Origin of the sequence: Streptomyces durhamensis (genome assembly GCF_000725475.1) — a bacterium.
GTDB classification, from domain to species: Bacteria; Actinomycetota; Actinomycetes; order Streptomycetales; family Streptomycetaceae; genus Streptomyces; species Streptomyces filipinensis.
Genome location: NZ_JNXR01000015.1, coordinates 447,887 through 464,161, shown reverse-complemented (window position 1 = coordinate 464,161; position 16,275 = coordinate 447,887). Strand labels below are relative to the sequence as shown.

Genomic DNA, 16,275 nt, shown 5'->3' with positions numbered 1-16,275 from the left:
CGCCTTGACGGCGTGCGGCGGTCAGGCGAAGACGTCCTGCTGGTAGCGCTCGTCCGCTTCGAGCTGGGCGAGCCACTGCTGGGCGGTCGCGTCGTCGCTGCCGGTCTTCTGGCGGTGGATGGCGGCGAGTGCCTCACGGACGGCGGGGGCCATGCGGCGGCCGTCACCGCAGACGTAGACGTACGCGCCGTCCTCGATGGCCTGCCACACCGTGTCGGCGGCATGGGCGATGGCGTTCTGCACGAACCGGGCCGGGTGGCCGGTCACCGCGGAGAAGGCGGTGTGCACCTGGGCGATGCCGGCCTGCTCCCAGTCCTGCATCTCCTGGCGGTAGAAGTAGTCGTGCTCCGGGTGGCGGCAGCCGACGAAGACCTGCGACAGGCCGACCTGGGTGCCGTTCGCGTGCTGTGTCGCCCGCTCCTCCAGGAAGCCGCGCAGCGGCGCGATGCCGGTGCCGGGGCCGATGAGGATCAGCGGCGTGGCGGGGTCGGCGGGCGGGGCGAACGTCGGGGAGGGCACGCGTACGTAGCCGTAGACGACGTCTCCGGGTTCGAGGCCGGCGATGTAGGCGGAGCAGGTGCCGCGGTACTGGCCGTCGCCGGACATGGCCGGACCTTCCAGCAGGCCGACGGTCAGGCGCACATGGCGCGGGTTGGCGGACGGGGCGGAGGAGATGGAGTAGAAGCGCGGGCGGATGGGGCCCATCATCTCCAGGAACACGGCCAGCGGCAGCTCGACCGCCGGGAAGCGCTCCAGCAGGCCCAGGACGGAGATGCGCTTGCCGAGGATCTCCTTCTGGTAGCGCTCCTCGGCCTCCTGGGTGTCGGCGGTGTATGCCTGGAGCTGCGGCCGGGTCCACGGGCACTCGGTGTGCTCGGCGAGCGTCTGGATCTGGGACCGGGTGGCCACGTCCTGCAGTTCCAGGAACTCGGTGAGCAGGATGCCGGCGGTGACGGGGACGTCGACCGGCAGGTGGGTGCGGCCACCGGCCGGCTGGTCGAGCCGGAGCACCTGGTCGTAGTCGACGCCGAGCCGCCTCAGTGCGCGCTCCACCAGGGCGAGTTCGTTCTTGGCGAAGACGGCCAGGTGGTTGCCGGTGTCGTAGGTGACGCCGTCGGGCAGCTCGAAGGTGATGGACTTCGCGGACGGGCGCGGCGGCTCGATGCTGAAGTCCCACAGGCCGGTCGCGTCGGCCACCAGTTCCTCGTTGGCGACCACGGTCAGCGGGTAGGCCTGCTCGGAGACGATGGCGGGGCGCACGTCGGACTCGGTGAGCAGCTGGACCTGGTAGCGGGGGCCGCTCGCCTGGGAGGTGTCGGCGGCGTACTCCTCGGCCAGGGTGGCCCACAGAGTGTCCATCCACCGCGTGGCCATGCCGTCGAAGTCACCGGCGGCGTCCGCGATGCCGCGCTCGATGACCGGGGTGGCGCCGGCGGCCAGCAGGCCCTCCTCGATCCGCTTGGGGAATGCCTGGAAGGTGGCCACCCACTGGGTGTTGCCGGCACCCAGCAGCGCGAACCGCACGTTCGACAGCGAGCCCTCGGGCAGTCCGGCGGCGAGCAGGTCGTCGAAGCGCTGGGCGTTGTCGGGCGCCTTGCCGTTGTAGCTGGCGGCGACCACGACGAGCAGTCCCTCGGTGGGCAGATTGTCGCCCAGCTCGTCCAGGCTCATCAGCGTGGTGCCGAAACCGGAGCGTTCACCGCGGTCGGCGATGGTGCGCGCCAGGTCCTCGCACGAGCCGAGGCTGGAACCGTACGCCACCGTCAGGTTCACACCCACACCGCTGACCGCGGCCTGGGCCTGGGTGTCGTCCGTCTTCTGGTCCACGGCACCGAAGACGTTCCGCTCGTGCTCCTTGCGGCGGCGCACGACCAGTTCGAAGTCGCCGGGCTTGCGCGTCAGCGCCTCCTTGACGTCCATCTTGTAGTCGGCCGTGTCGGAGAACTTGAACTTCTGCAGCACCAGCGCCAGGACCAGGCGGGCCTCGGTGAGCGCGAACTGCCGGCCGATGCAGGCACGCACGCCGTTGCCGAACGGCTTGTAGGCGTGCGGGTGCTGCGCGGCGCGGTTCTCCGGCAGCCACCGGTCGATGTCGAACTCGTCGGGACGGTCCCATGCCTTGGGGTGGGTGTGCAGCGGTTCTTCGAGGATGTTGACCCGCGTGCCCTTCTTGAGCTGGTAGCGGCCGCCGATGACGGTGTCCTCAAGCGGGGCCTTGCCGATCAAAGGGATGGGAGCCCACAGGCGCAGGGTCTCGTCCAGGATCCGCGGGATGACATCCATCTGCATGATCGTGTCGTAGTCCGGAACGGTGTCGCCGGGCATCAGCCGGTCCACCTCGGCATAGGCCTGGGCCAGGACGTGCGGGTTGCGCATCAGCGAGTAGGTGGCGAACGACAGCAGACCGCTGGTGGTCTCGTGGCCGGCGATCAGGAACGTCAGCACCTGGTCACGGACGTTGTCGTCGGTCAGCGGCTTGCCGGTCTCCGGGTCCGTGGCCTCCAGCATCAGGCCCAGCAGGTCCTCCTCACCGGTGGCCTTGCCCTCGCGGCGCTCCTTGATCACGCTCTCGACCAGGTCCTGCATCAGCCGGATGTTGTCGCGGTACTTCCGGTCGTCCGCCTTGCGCAGCTTGGTCATCATCGGCAGCTCCTGCGAGCGCCGCAGCGACTCGATCAGCGATTCCAGCAGCGCGTTCAGGAACGGGTGCAACTCCTCCTTGGCGAAGGAGTCGAACCGGTAGCCGAACCCCGACAGGGCGATCGTGTCCAGCGTCAGTCGGGTGTAGTCGTCGGTGATCTTGACCGGCTTCCCCTCCCGGCGCTCCCACTTGCCCGCCAGGTTCTGGGCGATCTCCAGCATCTGCCCGAAGTAGCCCCTCATGGCCCGCTGGCTGAAGGCCGGCAGCAGGATCCGGTGCGCCCTGCCCCATTCCTCTTCGTGCTGGTGCGCGGTGAACAGGCCCGCGTTCAAGTAGTCCCGGACATGGGCCAGCGGCGTCTTGTCGATCTGCTTGAAGAACCGCGTCTCGTCGCTGACCTCGGCCACCAGGTCCGGGTCGTAGACGAAGACCTGCTCGATGCCGGCGATGTCCATGCCGTAGATGCCCTCGGGGAACTGCTTGGACAGTTCGGCGAAGTACTCGAACGGGTTGGTGTCGGGGATCTGCGGCGTATTGCCGAGGAAGGGGATCCCCCGCGGGGACCGGATGGGGCGAAGGTCGTTCGCGGAGTGCGTGGTCATGTCTTGCTCCTCTGCGGAGGGGGTGGAGGGGGTGGGCAAGGGCGCGCTGCGCAGGTCGATGCCGTGGCGCCGTACAGAAACATACGCCGTATGGAATTAGAACCATACGCGGTATGGAAAGTGGAGTGCAACCCCGGGACCCCAGGTGGGGCTGTGGTGAAGCTCATTTCCATACCGCGTACGGAACTGGTACCGTACGGGGTATGGAAAAGAAGGTGAGACGCCCCCCGCGGGGAACGAGGAAGAGAGACGTGCCTCTGACGGAGGCCGGGATCTATGCCGCCGCCCTTCGGCTCATCGACGAGGACGGGGTCGAGGCGCTCACCATGCGCAAACTCGCCACCGCGCTCGACGCGAACCCGATGTCGCTGTACCACCACGTGCCGAACAAGGAAGCCGTGCTGCGCGGCGTGACGAGAATGGTCGGAGCGCAGTTCCGCACCGTGACACTGGAGGACGCGCCCTGGCAGGAGCGGATCCGCCTGCTCGCCACGGACTTCCGGACCCTGGCGCACCGTCACCCCAAGCTGCTGGCGTACTCGTTCAGCCACCAGCCGGACTTCATCCAGCCCGACGACCCGTTCTGGACCGCCCTCACCGCCATCGTGGCCGCTGCCGGTGTGCCGCAGTCAGAGGTCTCGGAGATCGCCGCGCTGATGGTCGCCGTCGTCATCGGTGTCCTCACCGCAGAACTGAACGGCGCACTCCACCAGTGGTCGACCCTCAACTCCCATGGCCCTGAAGCCGACGAGGACGAGGCCGACGCAGACCCTGGCTCTACGGGTGCGGCCCCTGAAGGCCCTGACCAGGACCACATGTTCCGTCTCGTGATGGACACGCTGATCACGGGCCTGGAAGGCCGCCTCACCGCCGGTCGTGACGGCCGGCACGCCGGCCATTGAGTCAGTCAGCCTGAGACGCCGCGCCCCGGGCGCCGGCGCCTGAGGCACGCCCGCAGTCGGGCGATACCAGGCTGCGACACACGGGGAGCCACCCCGTCACATCGGGTGAGACCGCCCGGCGGGGTGGTTCCACATCCAGCCCCTGCACGGCAGCCGCATGCCGACGCTGAACCGTGAAATGACCATGGTCGTCGGCTTGTTCCTGGTCTCCCCCTGAGGGGGAGACCGTCGGCCTCGTCGAGCTGAATCACCCGTTCACCGAGGCGGCTACGCCGCCGAGTGCTCCCGCCCGTGAGCGCGAAGTGGCGCCCCGTACCGGATGAGACCTCCCCGATCTCTCGATCCGTTCCTTTCTCTCTTCCTCCATCCCCCATCCGCTGTCCGGAGGGCTGCCCCCATGTCCCAGAACGCCACCGTCGCTGCTTGCGGCGCCGAGATCACACCTGAGAATGTGCCCGAGCTGTCGCACCGGCGTCGCTGGTGGATTCTGTCGGTCATTTCCCTGTCGATGCTGATGGGTGTCCTCGACGGCACCATCGTGAACATCGCCCTGCCGTCCGCCCAGCACGACCTGGGCTTCTCGGACGCCGACAGGCAGTGGGTGGTCACCGCCTATGCGCTCGCCTTCGGCAGCCTGCTGCTGCTCGGCGGCCGGGTCGCGGACCTGGTCGGTCAGAAGGTGACGTTCCTGGTGGGTCTGGCCGGCTTCGCGGCCGCTTCCATGGTGGGAGGTGCGGCGAACGGTTTCGCCATGCTCGTCATCGCGCGCGCCGTTCAGGGACTGTTCGCCGCCCTGCTGGCCCCGTCGGCCCTGTCGGTCCTGATGACCACCTTCACCGATCCGCGCGAGCGGGCGAAGGCCTTCACCGTCGCGGGATCGGTCGCGGGTGCCGGCGGAGCCATCGGCCTGATCCTTGGCGGCGTGCTGACCGAGTACCTGGACTGGCGCTGGACCATGTACGTCAACGTGGTCTTCGCGGTGGTGGCGTTCGCCGGTGGGGCGGCCCTGCTGCACCGCTCCCCGCGTGACACGACCTCCACGCTCGACGTCCCCGGCACTCTGCTGGCCTCGATCGGACTGTTCTGCCTGGTCTACGGGTTCTCGAACGCCGAAACACGTGGCTGGGGCTCGGTGGCGACCTGGGGCATGCTGGCGGCCGGAGCCGTATTGGTTGCCGTCTTCGTGTGGTGGCAGACCATGGCGGCGTATCCGCTGCTGCCCCTGCGAGTCCTGCTGGACCGTAACCGCGGCGCCTCCTTCGCCGCCCTCTTCGTCACCGGCGCGGGCATGTTCGGCGTGTTCCTGTTCCTGACCTACTACCTGCAGCAGAGCCTCGGCTACAGCGCTCTGAACACCGGCTTCGCCTTCCTGCCCCTGATCGTGGCCTCGTCGTCCGCCTCTGCGGTGGCGAACAACGTCCTGATGACGCGCATAGGACCGAAGCCGGTGGTCCCGCTGGGCATGGCCATTGCGGCCGCCGGGCTGATCTGGATGACCAAGCTGGACCTGAACAGCGGATACGTGACGCAGGTACTGCCCCAGCTGGTACTCGTCGGCATCGGGCTGGGCACGGTCATCGCGCCCGCCATGAGCCTGGCGACCTCCGGGGTGGCGGCCGCCGACGCCGGCGTTGCGTCGGCCGCTGTCAATACGCTTCAGCAGGTGGGCGGCTCCATCGGCATCGCCTTGCTCAGCACGATGGCCTCCGACGCAGCCACCGGCTACCTCTCCGGCCGCCATCCCAAGAACCCCGGCGTGCTGGCTCAGGCCGGCCTGGAGGGCTATTCCACGGCCTACTGGTGGTCGGCGGCCGTCTTCGTCGCCGGCCTGGTCATCACCGCCCTGCTCTACCGCCGGGGTGTGCCCCAGCAGGATGAGAACGCTGCCTCCGTCGTGCACATGTAGCGGGACAAGCAGTAAGGGCCTGTCAGAAGTGGATCAAGGTCTGTCATGATCCACTCGTGGGGCGTGGAGATCTGACGAGCGAGCAATGGGCCAGGCTGGCACCGCTGTTGCCCGTAGGCAAGAAGCCGGGGCGGCCTCCGGTCTGGTCCAAGCGGCAGCTGATCAACGGCATACGCTGGCGGACGCGGACCGGCGCGCCCTGGCGTGACGTCCCTGCACGCCACGGCGAGTGGAAGACCGTCTACGGCTCTTTCGCCGCTGGCAGCGCGACGGCACCTGGAGTCGGATCCTCGCCCAGCTGCAGGCCGAGGCCGACGCGAAAGGTCTGATCACCTGGGACAGCGTGGACTCCACGGTTGCGCGAGCGCATCAGCGCGCTGCTGGGGCCCGCAAAAGGGGATCTGCAGCGGGACAAACCCGGCGGAGTCGCAGACGAGCCCGTTGACCACGGGCTTGGACGCTCACGAGGTGGACTGGGCAGGCTGACCTCACGCGCGGCACGGGACACGAGACTGTCCGCAGGGAAGTCCCCAAGACGACGTTACGCTGCACCGGCGTGTACAGCCCGTCAGGGTTCGGGGAGCGGGGCCCAGCGTGCGCACGGTCGGCGTTGATGCCGCTCACTCAAGCGAGAACTGTTCATCGGGCAGCCACCCGTCCCCGTAGGAGTCCATGAGTCGAGCAGGTCGGCAGGCTCGGCCAGTACTCCGGCTGACCGCTCCGTTCCCGCGGCAGAGCCTGCCGATGAGCGGCGAGCTACGGAGCGCGGGAAGGTGGGCGATGCGACGCAGGTAGCGGGTTGCCGCGTGGCGGCTGGTCTCACCGGGGCGGGTGGGCCGCGGAGTCGCGGCGAACATCCTGACCGAGGCTGGCTCGGCCTGGCCGCCCTCGACGCCACGACTGCGGATATCCACTCACCATGGCGGTGAACACCGAGGCGCAGACGTCCGTGTGCCTGCCTCGGGTCGCACCATGCCAGGAATCACCCTTCGGCGAGGAGGTGCGCCAGCAAGCGGTCGAAGTCGCTGTGGCCGAGCTCGGCCCCCCGGGGCACCACTGCCTCCGTTTCCTGCAGGAACGCCTTGACTTCCTGCGCTGGGGCCTTGAGCAGGGCCGTACCGGACGGCGGGTTGAGAAGGATGTACAAGTCGCGGCGGCCCTCCTCACCGGCGGGCCATATGCGAACGTCCCCCTCGCCGGCGGGGCCCTCCAGGCCGTCGATCAGCAAATCGCGCCCGATGATCCATGCCACCGGCTCGTCGCTGTCGACATCGGTGGTGAATGCGGCATGGACCACGTAGGGATCACTCGGCTCGTACCGCAGATTCAGGATCATGGGCAAGGACGTCGCATGAACACCGACAAGCTTCACAGGCAGCCCCTGGATCACAGTTCTCAATGACTTCATTGGGTCTTACTCCTGGTGCTTCGAGTCATCCGGGGAGGGCCATCGAAAGGGCTGTCGCCGGATTCAAAGGGGCTGCACAGACGGGGGGTTACTGCGAGGGACCGGTGGCGGTCGGCACGGTGACACCCGCAGGAGCGGTTCTTCGTGCCGTCGCCAGGGTGCCCGGCCGACGGGAGCAGTCGAGGCCACTGCCGGCCGGGGCCATCAGGGAGATGTGGCCGACGGCGGTTGCCGGACAAAGGGCGCCCTTGGCCTCAGCGATCCACGCTGTACCGGTCGTGGTTGTAGTGAACCGACTCGTCGCGGTCCCCACCTCGACGCCGGCCGTGGTTGCCGGGCCCGGTCACGCAGTGCAGAGCCGTGCTTGGACCGGAACGGCATGCTGTCCGAGTCCGAGGAGATGCACATGACCACACAGATGCCCACCACTGGTGGGTCGCCGTCGACGACACCGGAACCACCATCGCAGGGCCGCCGGATACCGGCCCTTCTGGCCGCGTCACTCGTCGCAGGCCGACCGTCAGCGCAAGGGAGAGTCCACCGTGGGCGTCAGCAGGGTCTCATCGACGCCGACGATCTGGCTGATGTCGAAGCCCTCCATGTCCGCGCGGAATTCAGGACTGGACAGGTATGCCTCCAGCCGCTCCTGCACGTCGTCGGCGTCCTTGTAGGAAACGAGGGCGTACAGCCGGGGAGTGTCGCTTCCGGGCGCCGCGGGCACCGTCCAGACGCCGTGGGTGGTGATCCGGTGCTTGCCCATACCGGGAATGTGCTGGGCCCAGATCTTCTCGTAGGCGGCGAGCGCGTCGGAGCTGCGCAGGGTGTAGACGCGAAGCTGGTACTGGGACATGACACTGGTTCCTTTACTTCTGAGCATGGATGGTCGGCGGTCAGCCTTGGGGGAGGAGGTGTGCCAGTTCGGCATCCCAGTCGATGAGTGCGGACTCGGTACCCCGTGGCACCAGAGCCTGGGTGTCCTGAAGGAAGGACGAGATGCCCTGCACGGGGACCTCGAGCAAGGCGGTGCGTGCGGCAGACCCGAGGGCGATGTAGATCGACTCGTCCCCCCGCCCTGCGGCAGACCAGATCCGGACGTCCGCGTGGCCTGCGGAACCCTCCAGCCCGTCGGCCAGAAGATCCCGCCCCAGAATCCATTCGACCGGCTCGTCACAGTCGACGAAGAAGGCGGCACGAACGACATAGGGATCAGCGGGCTCGTAGCGCAGACGTACGCAGAGGGGCAACGAGCAGACGTGCGAGACGACCAGTTGCACGGTCACCCGCCGTTCTACGGCTCTCAAGGACTTCTTCATCGGCTTCCGCTCCTGGGTATGGCTCGGCGGTGCCTCACACCGGCCTGACCCGGCCGGCGGGCGGGGGCTCCGCCCCCCGACCGCCGGCCAGGTCCCCGCCGCCGGCAGGGACAGAGCCGAGGGCAACTGCTTGCGCACATGGCCGACACCCGCCTCACCGGTCGTCGCGGCTCAGGTCATGGCGGTGGCTGGACCCACCGTCGTGCTCGCAACGGTTCCCGTCGTGGCGGTAGGACCTGTCGGACGTCCGGCCGTGTCCCTCGCCCTCCCCGCGGTAGAAGTGACCATCGCGGTAGGAGAGCCCGTCGCAGTCGTGTCGGGTCGAATCGGTTCCGTGGCGGTCCTGGTGCCAGCCGCGGGTCTCGTCGCAGGAGTAGCCCCGCTCGAGCAGGTAGCCGACACCGTGGTCCCAGCTGTAATCAGCGGCCGCGGCCCCGTCGGTCGGGTGCTGGGCGTGCATGGATGCAAGGGGCGCGGCCGAAGAGGTGCCCCCGGCACCGAGGACGGTGCCACCGGCGACCGCGACGGAGGAGACAGTGAGGGCGATGCGCTTCGCGAGCTTGTTCATGATCTTTCCTTCCCGAGGGGGGTGATCTGCGCCGACGGCGGTTTCTGTCAGGCGATGTATGACGCCCGGTGTGGTCCGGGCGAGAAGTTCCATACGTTGTATGGAAGCTCGTTCTCATTGTTACCATACGTCGTATGGAAATGTCGAAGTGACGAAGGTAACCGTTGACCGGCCGGCGTGAGCGCCAGCAGATGTCGCTCTTCATGGCGAGCTCCCGTCGCCGTCCCCTCGGCACGCCGGCCGGAGCGGGGCCCGGTGATCAGTGGCTTCAGCGGCCCGGAGATCGCCTCAGCCCGGGGAGTGAGGGCTCGAAGTCACGGATGCGTCCAGTTCGCCGCAGTGGCGGGTTTGCGATCGCCGGAAGGCGGGACGAGTATTTTTTTAGGGCGTGACGACCGGGGCACACCCTGATGCCGACACCGTCGATGCAGCGCCCCCGTCTGGTTACGCCCACACTCACAGCCGACAAGCGTCACCGTGAAGGAAGCGGCGCGGCGAACAGGACCGAACCTGCTCATTCGGTGGCCTGGCCGGGGCAGCGGGTGGGGCATCCGGCCCCGTCGCCTGACGGGAGGCTTGAGAACCGGCCCTGGACTTCATGATCGAGGCTGCATGACCGGGTCGATGGTCGCCGTGGGGCGGAGGCAGAGCGGAAGGAGTCTGCCCATGCGGATCGTCGTGGACCTGAATCGCTGCCAGGGATACGCGCAATGCGTGTATCTGGCCCACGAGGTCTTCAGGTTGAACGGTCAGGAGGCGCTCACCTATGAGCCGAACCCTGACGACCAGCGGCGCCTGCAGGTCGAGCGAGCCGCTGCGGCGTGCCCGGTGCAGGCGATCGTGATCGACCGCTTGGACGGCGAGGAGCGGGGCGAGACGTCATGACCTTGCGGGCAACGGTCGCGGAGCTGGTGCGCGAGTTCCGGGCCAGCGGCCGGATCGTCATCGTGGGTGCTTCTCTGGCCGGGCTACGGGCCGCGGAGACTCTGCGCGAGGAGGGCTTCACCGGTTCTCTGACCATCATCGGGGACGAGCCGTACGAGCCCTATGACCGTCCGCCGCTGTCCAAGCAGGTGCTCAAGGGCTGGGTGCCGGCCGACCACACCAAGCTGCCCCGCATGCGGGAAGTGGATGCCGACTGGCGACTCGGGGTGGCTGCCATAGGGCTGGATCGGGCCGCCAAGCAGGTGCGCCTGGCCGACGGTGAGCAGGTCCCGTACGACCGGTTGCTGATCGCCACGGGCACCCGCGCGCGGCAGTGGCCCAACCCGGCCGAGGCCGCTCTGCACGGAGTCCACACGATTCGCTCGCGCGATGATGCCGCGCAGCTGCAGAAGGAGCTGGCCGAGCCGCCGTCGCGGGTGTTGGTCATCGGCGCCGGGTTCATCGGCTCGGAAGTGGCCTCTGTCTGCCGGGAACTGGACATCCCGGTGACCGTCGTCGAGCGGGGTTCGGCGCCGCTGGTCGGCGCACTCGGCGGGGTGATCGGGGAGATCGCCGCGCAGCTGCAGCGCGATCACGGCGTGGACCTGCGCTGCGGGCTGGGCGTGTCGTCGCTGGAGGGCGACTCCGGCGGGCACGTGCGGCGTGCTCAGCTTTCGGACGGTTCGACCGTCGAGGCCGATGTGGTGGTGGCTTCGCTGGGGTCGATCCGCAACGTGGAATGGTTGGACGGCTCCGGACTGGCGGCCGGTTTCTGGGGCGTCGGATGCGACGCCGGCGGACGGGCCTTCGACATCAACGGCGTGGTCACCGACAGCATCTTCGTGGCAGGGGATGTGGCACGTGCGCCACATGTGCTCTACGAGTATCAGTTCCTGGCGATGGAGCACTGGGACAACGCGGTGCTCGGCGCGGAGGCCGCGGCCCACAACATGGTCAACCTCGAACCCCACTACCGCCCGCATCTGCTGCTGCCCGGCTTCTGGTCCGGTCAGTTCGGCGTGAACATCAAGTCCGTCGGCGTGCCGCCTTTCGGCGACGAGATCGTCTTCACCCAGGGGTCCGTCGAGGAGCGCCGTTTCGCCGCCGCCTACGGTCACCGGGGCCGCATCGTCGCGGCCGTCACCTTCGATCACGGCAAGTGGCTGGAGTACTACGGGAAGCTGATCGAGCAGTCCGGTCCGTTCCCGCCTCCCCCTCCGGGATGGGACCAACCGCCCGACGCCGAGCCGATGCCGGCCGAGTTCCCGGACCCGAGGGTCCCCACGGCGATCCCCGACGTCGTCCTGACCGGCCACGCCCCGAGCGAGCGGACGGCCGAGTTCCGGCCGCGAGATCGCTGACCCGACCGACGACCGGGCGGATGAGCGGACAGCACCGACATGGAAGAAGGAGGGGAGCCTCGTGGTCGAGGAAACCCCCTGGCAGCAGGCCCTGCGCTACACCAACCGCGCCAACCCGTACCCCTTCTACGAGGAACTGCGCAAGGAACCGGTCGCGCGGCAGCCGGACGGCACCTATGTCGTCAGCACCTACCGGGAGATCGTCGCGCTGCTGCACGACCCGCGGGTCAGTTCGGACCCGCGCAAGCGTCCCGGCCCGGCCGCGGCCTTGGAGGAGGGCTCGGCGGATCCGGCGGCCGAACCGATCAGGGCGGTGCTGACCGAGCCGAACATCATCACCTGTGATCCCCCCGAGCACGACCGGGACCGTCGGCTGATGATGCCGCACTTCGTCGGCCCGCCCCACGCGCCTCATCTGATCTCCGGCTGGGAGCCCGAGATCCGCCGCATCGTCAGCGGACTCCTGGACGACATGAAGGGCAAGAACCGGATCGACGCCGTCGACGACTTCGCCTACCCCCTGCCGGTAACGGTGATCTGCAAGGTGCTGGGCGTGCCACTGGAGGACGAGCCACGCTTCCACCACTGGGTCGAAACGGCCCTGGACGCCCTGGACTTCGGCCCCGAGGCCGGCTCTGAGGAGATCCAGAGCCGACAGGCCGGGGGGCAGCGGGCCGTGCAGGAATTCGGGCAGTTCGCAGCCGATCTGCTCGACCGGTACGCCCGGGAACCCGGCCCCGGCATGCTCTCGGCCATGGTGCACGACGACAGCCCGGAAGGACCGATGTCCAAGGGCGTGCTCGCGAGCAACGCCCTGCTCCTGATCTTCGCGGGACACGAAACCACGGTCAATCTCATCGCCCACAGCGTGCTCACCCTGCTGCGGCACCCCGACGCGCTGGAAAAGCTGCGCCACCGGCCCGAGCTGATCGTGCCCGCGGTGGAGGAACTGCTGCGCTTCGAGTCGTCGGTCCAGTTCTGGCACACCCGTTCCGCTGTGGAGGACATCGACATCGCCGGCACCACCATCCCGAAGGGGGCGCCGATCTTCCTGGCGTACGGCTCGGCGAACCGCGACCCGGAACGGTTCACCGACCCCGACGCACTCGACTTCGAACGCCGCGACAACCAGCACCTCGGCTTCAGCCAGGGCATCCACTTCTGCTTCGGCGCCCCGCTCGCCCGGCTGGAGGTCCAGGTCGCGGTCGGCGAGTTCGTCCGCCGGGTGGAGAACCCCCGGCTCGTCGAGGACCCGCCGCCGTACCGGCACAACCAGATCTTCCGCGGACCGCGGCACGTCCTGGTCGACATCGACGGCATCCGCGACTGAGCGCGTGTGTGTGAGGGATCGCAATGCGGGCTTTTCAACTGGTCGGGTGGCGGCATCCGCCGGAGCTGCGCGAGGTGTCGGTTCCCGAGCCCGGACCGGGGCAGGTGCTGGTGAAGGTCGCGGGTGCCGGTGCGTGCCACTCCGATCTGCACATGATGGAGGCACCCGGGCCACCACCCGGGCTCGTCACCGAACTGCCCTTCACCCTCGGCCACGAGAACGCGGGATGGGTGGAACGGCTGGGAGCGGGCGTCACCGGGTTCACGCCCGGGGACCCTGTGATCGTCTACGGCTGCTGGGGCTGCGGGGTGTGTGCCAACTGCCGCCAGGGCCTCGAGAACTACTGCCAGAACCTCAGCGGTCAGGGCCCCGGCCTGGGAGGCGGTCACGACGGCGGCATGGCCGAGTACCTGCTCGTCCCGGCGCCGCGGTACCTGATTCCGCTCGGCACCCTCGACCCCCGCCAGGCCGCCCCGCTCAGCGACGCCGGACTGACCAGCTATCACGCCGTCAAACGGTCGTTGCACCTGCTGGGAGCGGGGGCGACCGCGGTCGTGATCGGGGCGGGCGGTCTGGGTCAGATGACCATCCAGATCCTGCGATCGCTCACCACGGCAACGACCGTAGTCGCCGTGGACACCGACACGGGCAAGCTGGAAACCGCCAAGCACATGGGAGCCGACGAGGCGCTTCTCTCGGGCGACGAGGCGATCACGCGCATCAAGGACCTGACGGGACAGCTGGGCGCCGAGCTCGTGGTGGACATGGTCGGGATAGACCCGACTCTGCGGATGGCTGCTCAGGTGGCCAGGGTGCTCGGCCACCTGACCATCGTCGGCCTCGGCGGCGGAGCCCTGCCCGTCAACTTCACCAGCCCGCCGCACGAGTGCTCGGTCGCCTCGCCCTACTGGGGCACCCTCCCCGAACTGATGGAAGTGATCACCCTCGCCCAGCAGGGAAGGATCAGGATGGTGCTCGAGCACTTCCCATTGGAACGCGCCGCCGAGGCGTACCAGCTCCTGCACGACGGCAAGATCCAAGGACGCGCCGTCATCACCCCCCACGCATGAGTACCGACGCCGACGCGACCGACACGCACATGCGGCGTGGTCGGGTGACGACGGACATGCACCGACGCGACAACGCTGCTCCAAGAAGACAACGCTGCTCCAAGAAGGAGGCAGGCGCCATGACATCCCCCACCGATTCCCCGGGCCCCGTTCCACCGCGCGGCACCGAGCCAGAAGAGAGGCCCGTGGCAGAAGGCATGGCCGCGCTGGCGAACATGGGCTGGCAGATCCTGCTCACGATGGGCCTCGCCACCATCGCCCTGGGCGTCATCGCCCTGGTCTGGCCGGGCGCGACGCTGCGCGTCGTCGGCATTCTCTTCGGTGTCTACCTACTGGTCACCGGTGTCTTCCAACTCGCCGCCGCCTTCGGCACCCACGTCCCACGGCACCTTCGCGTGCTGCACTTCATCACCGGCGCGGCCTCCATCCTGCTGGGACTGATCTGCTTCCGGGGCACCCTTGAGTCGGTCCTGCTGCTCGCCCTGTGGATCGGCTTCAGCTGGCTGCTGCGCGGCACCACGGAGACGGCCGCGGCGGCCTCGGTCCCGGCCATGCCGGGGCGCGGCTGGCACGTCGCCTTCGGGATCGTCGGAGCTCTGGCCGGCATCGTGATGATCGTCATGCCGTTCGCCTCGATCGCGACACTCACCCTGGTGGTGGGCGTCATGGCCATCATCGTGGGCCTGACCGAGGTGGTCCGCGCCATCAGGACGCGCGTCGAGATCGGTCATCTCGCTTCGGGCACGGCCACCCAGCGGCGTCCTCTGTTCCACGCGCGTCCGCACCCTCAGCACTGACCGGCTGGAAGCGGTGAGCGGCGTTCGGGTCAGCCGGTGTGACGGCCATGAGACCGTCCGACGAGTGAGGCGGCCCGCCGGACGACGGCCCATCCCGGCGGCCGCCAACCGGTGGGCACGGCGCCCGGTCGATGGCGGGGAACCCATACCCGTAGCGTCCGGGGACTGATCCGGCACCGTACGGGAGTGGGCAGGGTGACGGCTTCGCCGTCGAGCCCGACGGGGACGACCGGGGCGTCGGTGCGGATGACGACGTCGTCGGGTGTCGCGAGACGGGTCAGGCCGTGCGTCTGCCCGCTTCGCAGCCTGGCGGCCGTCTCTGCGGGCGTCTCCGCCCTGGCGGCCAGTACTCCCAGGAGCCCGGAGTCGAGCTGCGCCCGCCTGCCGAGTCCGGCCAGGTCGTCGACCTGATAGGGGTTGTTGCTCACCAGCACGGCATCCGGCCGGTCCACCGTGAGCAGTCCTGCGCGTACCACCAGCTCCGGACCCTCGTGGCGGGCCAGGAACCCCGGGAGGATCCTCACCACGGTGCCGATCTTGTCCTCCCGGTAGGCCGGGTCCTGCACCAGGGCGGCGTACGCTCCGAACGACACGTTGTCGACGAACGCCCGGTCGCCCGCGTACCCGAGGTCCACGCGCAGCTCGACGCCGTCCGTGAGGGCCTCCAGCGCGGCCGGAGGGTCCTCACGGTCCAGGCCGAGATCCATCGCGAAGTGGTTGCGGGTACCCGCCGGAACGACGACGAAGGGCAGGCCGCTCTCCGCGGCCACCGCGGCGACAAGCGCCTGCGTGCCGTCTCCGCCGGCCACCCCCAGCAGATCCGCACCGTCATCCACCGCGCGTCGGGCGACAGCCGCCAGGTCCTGGCGCAGGGAAGGATCGATCAGGAAAACCTGAGCCCCGAACGCCCGGGCTCGTTCCACGATACGGAAGCGGCCGGCTTTCCCTCCCCCCGAACGCGGATTCACGATCAGGTAGGGCCGCCGCGCGCCCGTCGCCGGCCGTGACGCGCTCTCGCTCATGGCACGTACCGCCAGGCCGCATGCATCAGCTCGGCGCACATCACCGGCGGCAGCAGGACGGTAGCGATCACGCCTGCGGCTGACGGCGCCGTCTCCCACCGGGCCGACGGTCCTGCGGCCAGAGCCATGACGCTTCCTTCGGCAGTTACGGCTTGTGGCACCAGCCTGCAGCTCAGTCTGGGCATCCGCACCCGGGACGGGCGTGGCCCCGTCATCGCCGTGAACGCCCACCGCCCTGCGGACCGGTCTACGCAGCGCCTCCATCACCGCCGCCGACACCGTTCCCGCAACCTGCGTGCGCCGTGGTCGGAGGGGGCGATGCCCAGGACGTGACCGTCGCCAGCCGCCATAGGGGGCAGTGGCGAGAGCGCAGGACACCAGGGCTCACGGACGAGGAGCTCACCCGTTTCCGGTGACTGGGGCCGGGCACC

General features: G+C 68.8%; 14 protein-coding genes and 1 pseudogene. 8 read left to right on the top strand and 7 right to left on the bottom strand.

Going from position 1 to position 16,275, the window contains the following annotated elements; genetic code table 11:
- Positions 1-21: 21 nt before the first annotated feature.
- A complete protein-coding gene (locus tag IO33_RS0123935; RefSeq protein WP_031168370.1) occupies positions 22-3,243 on the bottom strand; it encodes a bifunctional cytochrome P450/NADPH--P450 reductase in 3,222 nt (1,073 codons plus the stop codon).
- A 251-nt stretch (positions 3,244-3,494) separates the two neighbouring features.
- Between IO33_RS0123935 and IO33_RS0123930 the strand changes: the two genes are divergently transcribed.
- The 3 genes and pseudogenes from IO33_RS0123930 to IO33_RS47700 all read left to right on the top strand — a co-directional run.
- Positions 3,495-4,145, top strand: a complete 651-nt coding sequence (locus tag IO33_RS0123930; RefSeq protein ID WP_031168367.1) for a TetR/AcrR family transcriptional regulator — start codon at positions 3,495-3,497, stop codon at positions 4,143-4,145.
- A 397-nt stretch (positions 4,146-4,542) separates the two neighbouring features.
- Entirely contained in the window at positions 4,543-6,051 is a 1,509-nt protein-coding gene (locus IO33_RS0123925; protein WP_031168365.1) for an MFS transporter, read from the top strand.
- A 56-nt stretch (positions 6,052-6,107) separates the two neighbouring features.
- Positions 6,108-6,524: pseudogene (locus IO33_RS47700) on the top strand (IS5 family transposase); the annotation flags it as partial.
- 509 nt (positions 6,525-7,033) lie between these two features.
- On the opposite strand, the gene IO33_RS0123920 reads toward IO33_RS47700, so the two are convergent.
- The 4 genes from IO33_RS0123920 to IO33_RS0123905 form a co-directional block, all read right to left on the bottom strand.
- Positions 7,034-7,459, bottom strand: a complete 426-nt coding sequence (locus tag IO33_RS0123920) for an SsgA family sporulation/cell division regulator (protein ID WP_031168363.1) — start codon at positions 7,457-7,459, stop codon at positions 7,034-7,036.
- Between the two features lie 520 nt (positions 7,460-7,979).
- The gene (locus tag IO33_RS0123915) at positions 7,980-8,309 is read right to left on the bottom strand and encodes an NIPSNAP family protein (RefSeq protein WP_031168361.1); all 330 of its coding nucleotides are present in this window, start codon (positions 8,307-8,309) and stop codon (positions 7,980-7,982) included.
- 40 nt (positions 8,310-8,349) lie between these two features.
- Positions 8,350-8,772, bottom strand: a complete 423-nt coding sequence (locus tag IO33_RS0123910; RefSeq protein WP_031168359.1) for an SsgA family sporulation/cell division regulator — start codon at positions 8,770-8,772, stop codon at positions 8,350-8,352.
- 154 nt (positions 8,773-8,926) lie between these two features.
- Complete coding sequence (locus IO33_RS0123905) at positions 8,927-9,340, bottom strand: hypothetical protein (protein WP_031168357.1); 414 nt, start codon at positions 9,338-9,340, stop codon at positions 8,927-8,929.
- Between the two features lie 666 nt (positions 9,341-10,006).
- Between IO33_RS0123905 and IO33_RS0123900 the strand changes: the two genes are divergently transcribed.
- The 5 genes from IO33_RS0123900 to IO33_RS0123880 all read left to right on the top strand — a co-directional run bounded on the left by IO33_RS0123900 (position 10,007) and on the right by IO33_RS0123880 (position 14,822).
- Positions 10,007-10,225: a ferredoxin gene (locus tag IO33_RS0123900; RefSeq protein WP_031168355.1), complete on the top strand. Its 219-nt coding sequence runs from the start codon at positions 10,007-10,009 to the stop codon at positions 10,223-10,225.
- Positions 10,222-11,625 carry an NAD(P)/FAD-dependent oxidoreductase gene (locus IO33_RS0123895; RefSeq protein WP_031168353.1) on the top strand — a complete coding sequence of 468 codons (1,404 nt, stop codon included), beginning with the start codon at positions 10,222-10,224 and terminating at the stop codon, positions 11,623-11,625. The genes IO33_RS0123900 and IO33_RS0123895 overlap by 4 nt, the downstream gene beginning before the upstream one ends.
- A 61-nt stretch (positions 11,626-11,686) precedes the next feature.
- Positions 11,687-12,955, top strand: coding sequence for a cytochrome P450 (locus tag IO33_RS0123890; protein WP_031168351.1), 1,269 nt, complete (start codon positions 11,687-11,689; stop codon positions 12,953-12,955).
- Between the two features lie 23 nt (positions 12,956-12,978).
- Complete coding sequence (locus IO33_RS0123885; RefSeq protein WP_031168349.1) at positions 12,979-14,025, top strand: NAD(P)-dependent alcohol dehydrogenase; 1,047 nt, start codon at positions 12,979-12,981, stop codon at positions 14,023-14,025.
- Between the two features lie 119 nt (positions 14,026-14,144).
- Positions 14,145-14,822 (top strand): HdeD family acid-resistance protein, encoded by a 678-nt coding sequence (locus IO33_RS0123880; protein ID WP_031168346.1) that lies wholly within the window; start codon positions 14,145-14,147, stop codon positions 14,820-14,822.
- A 29-nt stretch (positions 14,823-14,851) separates the two neighbouring features.
- Here IO33_RS0123880 and IO33_RS0123875 read toward each other — a convergent pair whose 3' ends face one another.
- Positions 14,852-15,844, bottom strand: coding sequence for a diacylglycerol kinase family protein (locus tag IO33_RS0123875; RefSeq protein WP_078963861.1), 993 nt, complete (start codon positions 15,842-15,844; stop codon positions 14,852-14,854).
- Positions 15,841-15,972, bottom strand: a complete 132-nt coding sequence (locus IO33_RS53580; RefSeq protein ID WP_280921808.1) for a hypothetical protein — start codon at positions 15,970-15,972, stop codon at positions 15,841-15,843. Before IO33_RS53580 ends, IO33_RS0123875 begins: the two co-directional genes overlap by 4 nt.
- Positions 15,973-16,275: the final 303 nt, after the last annotated feature.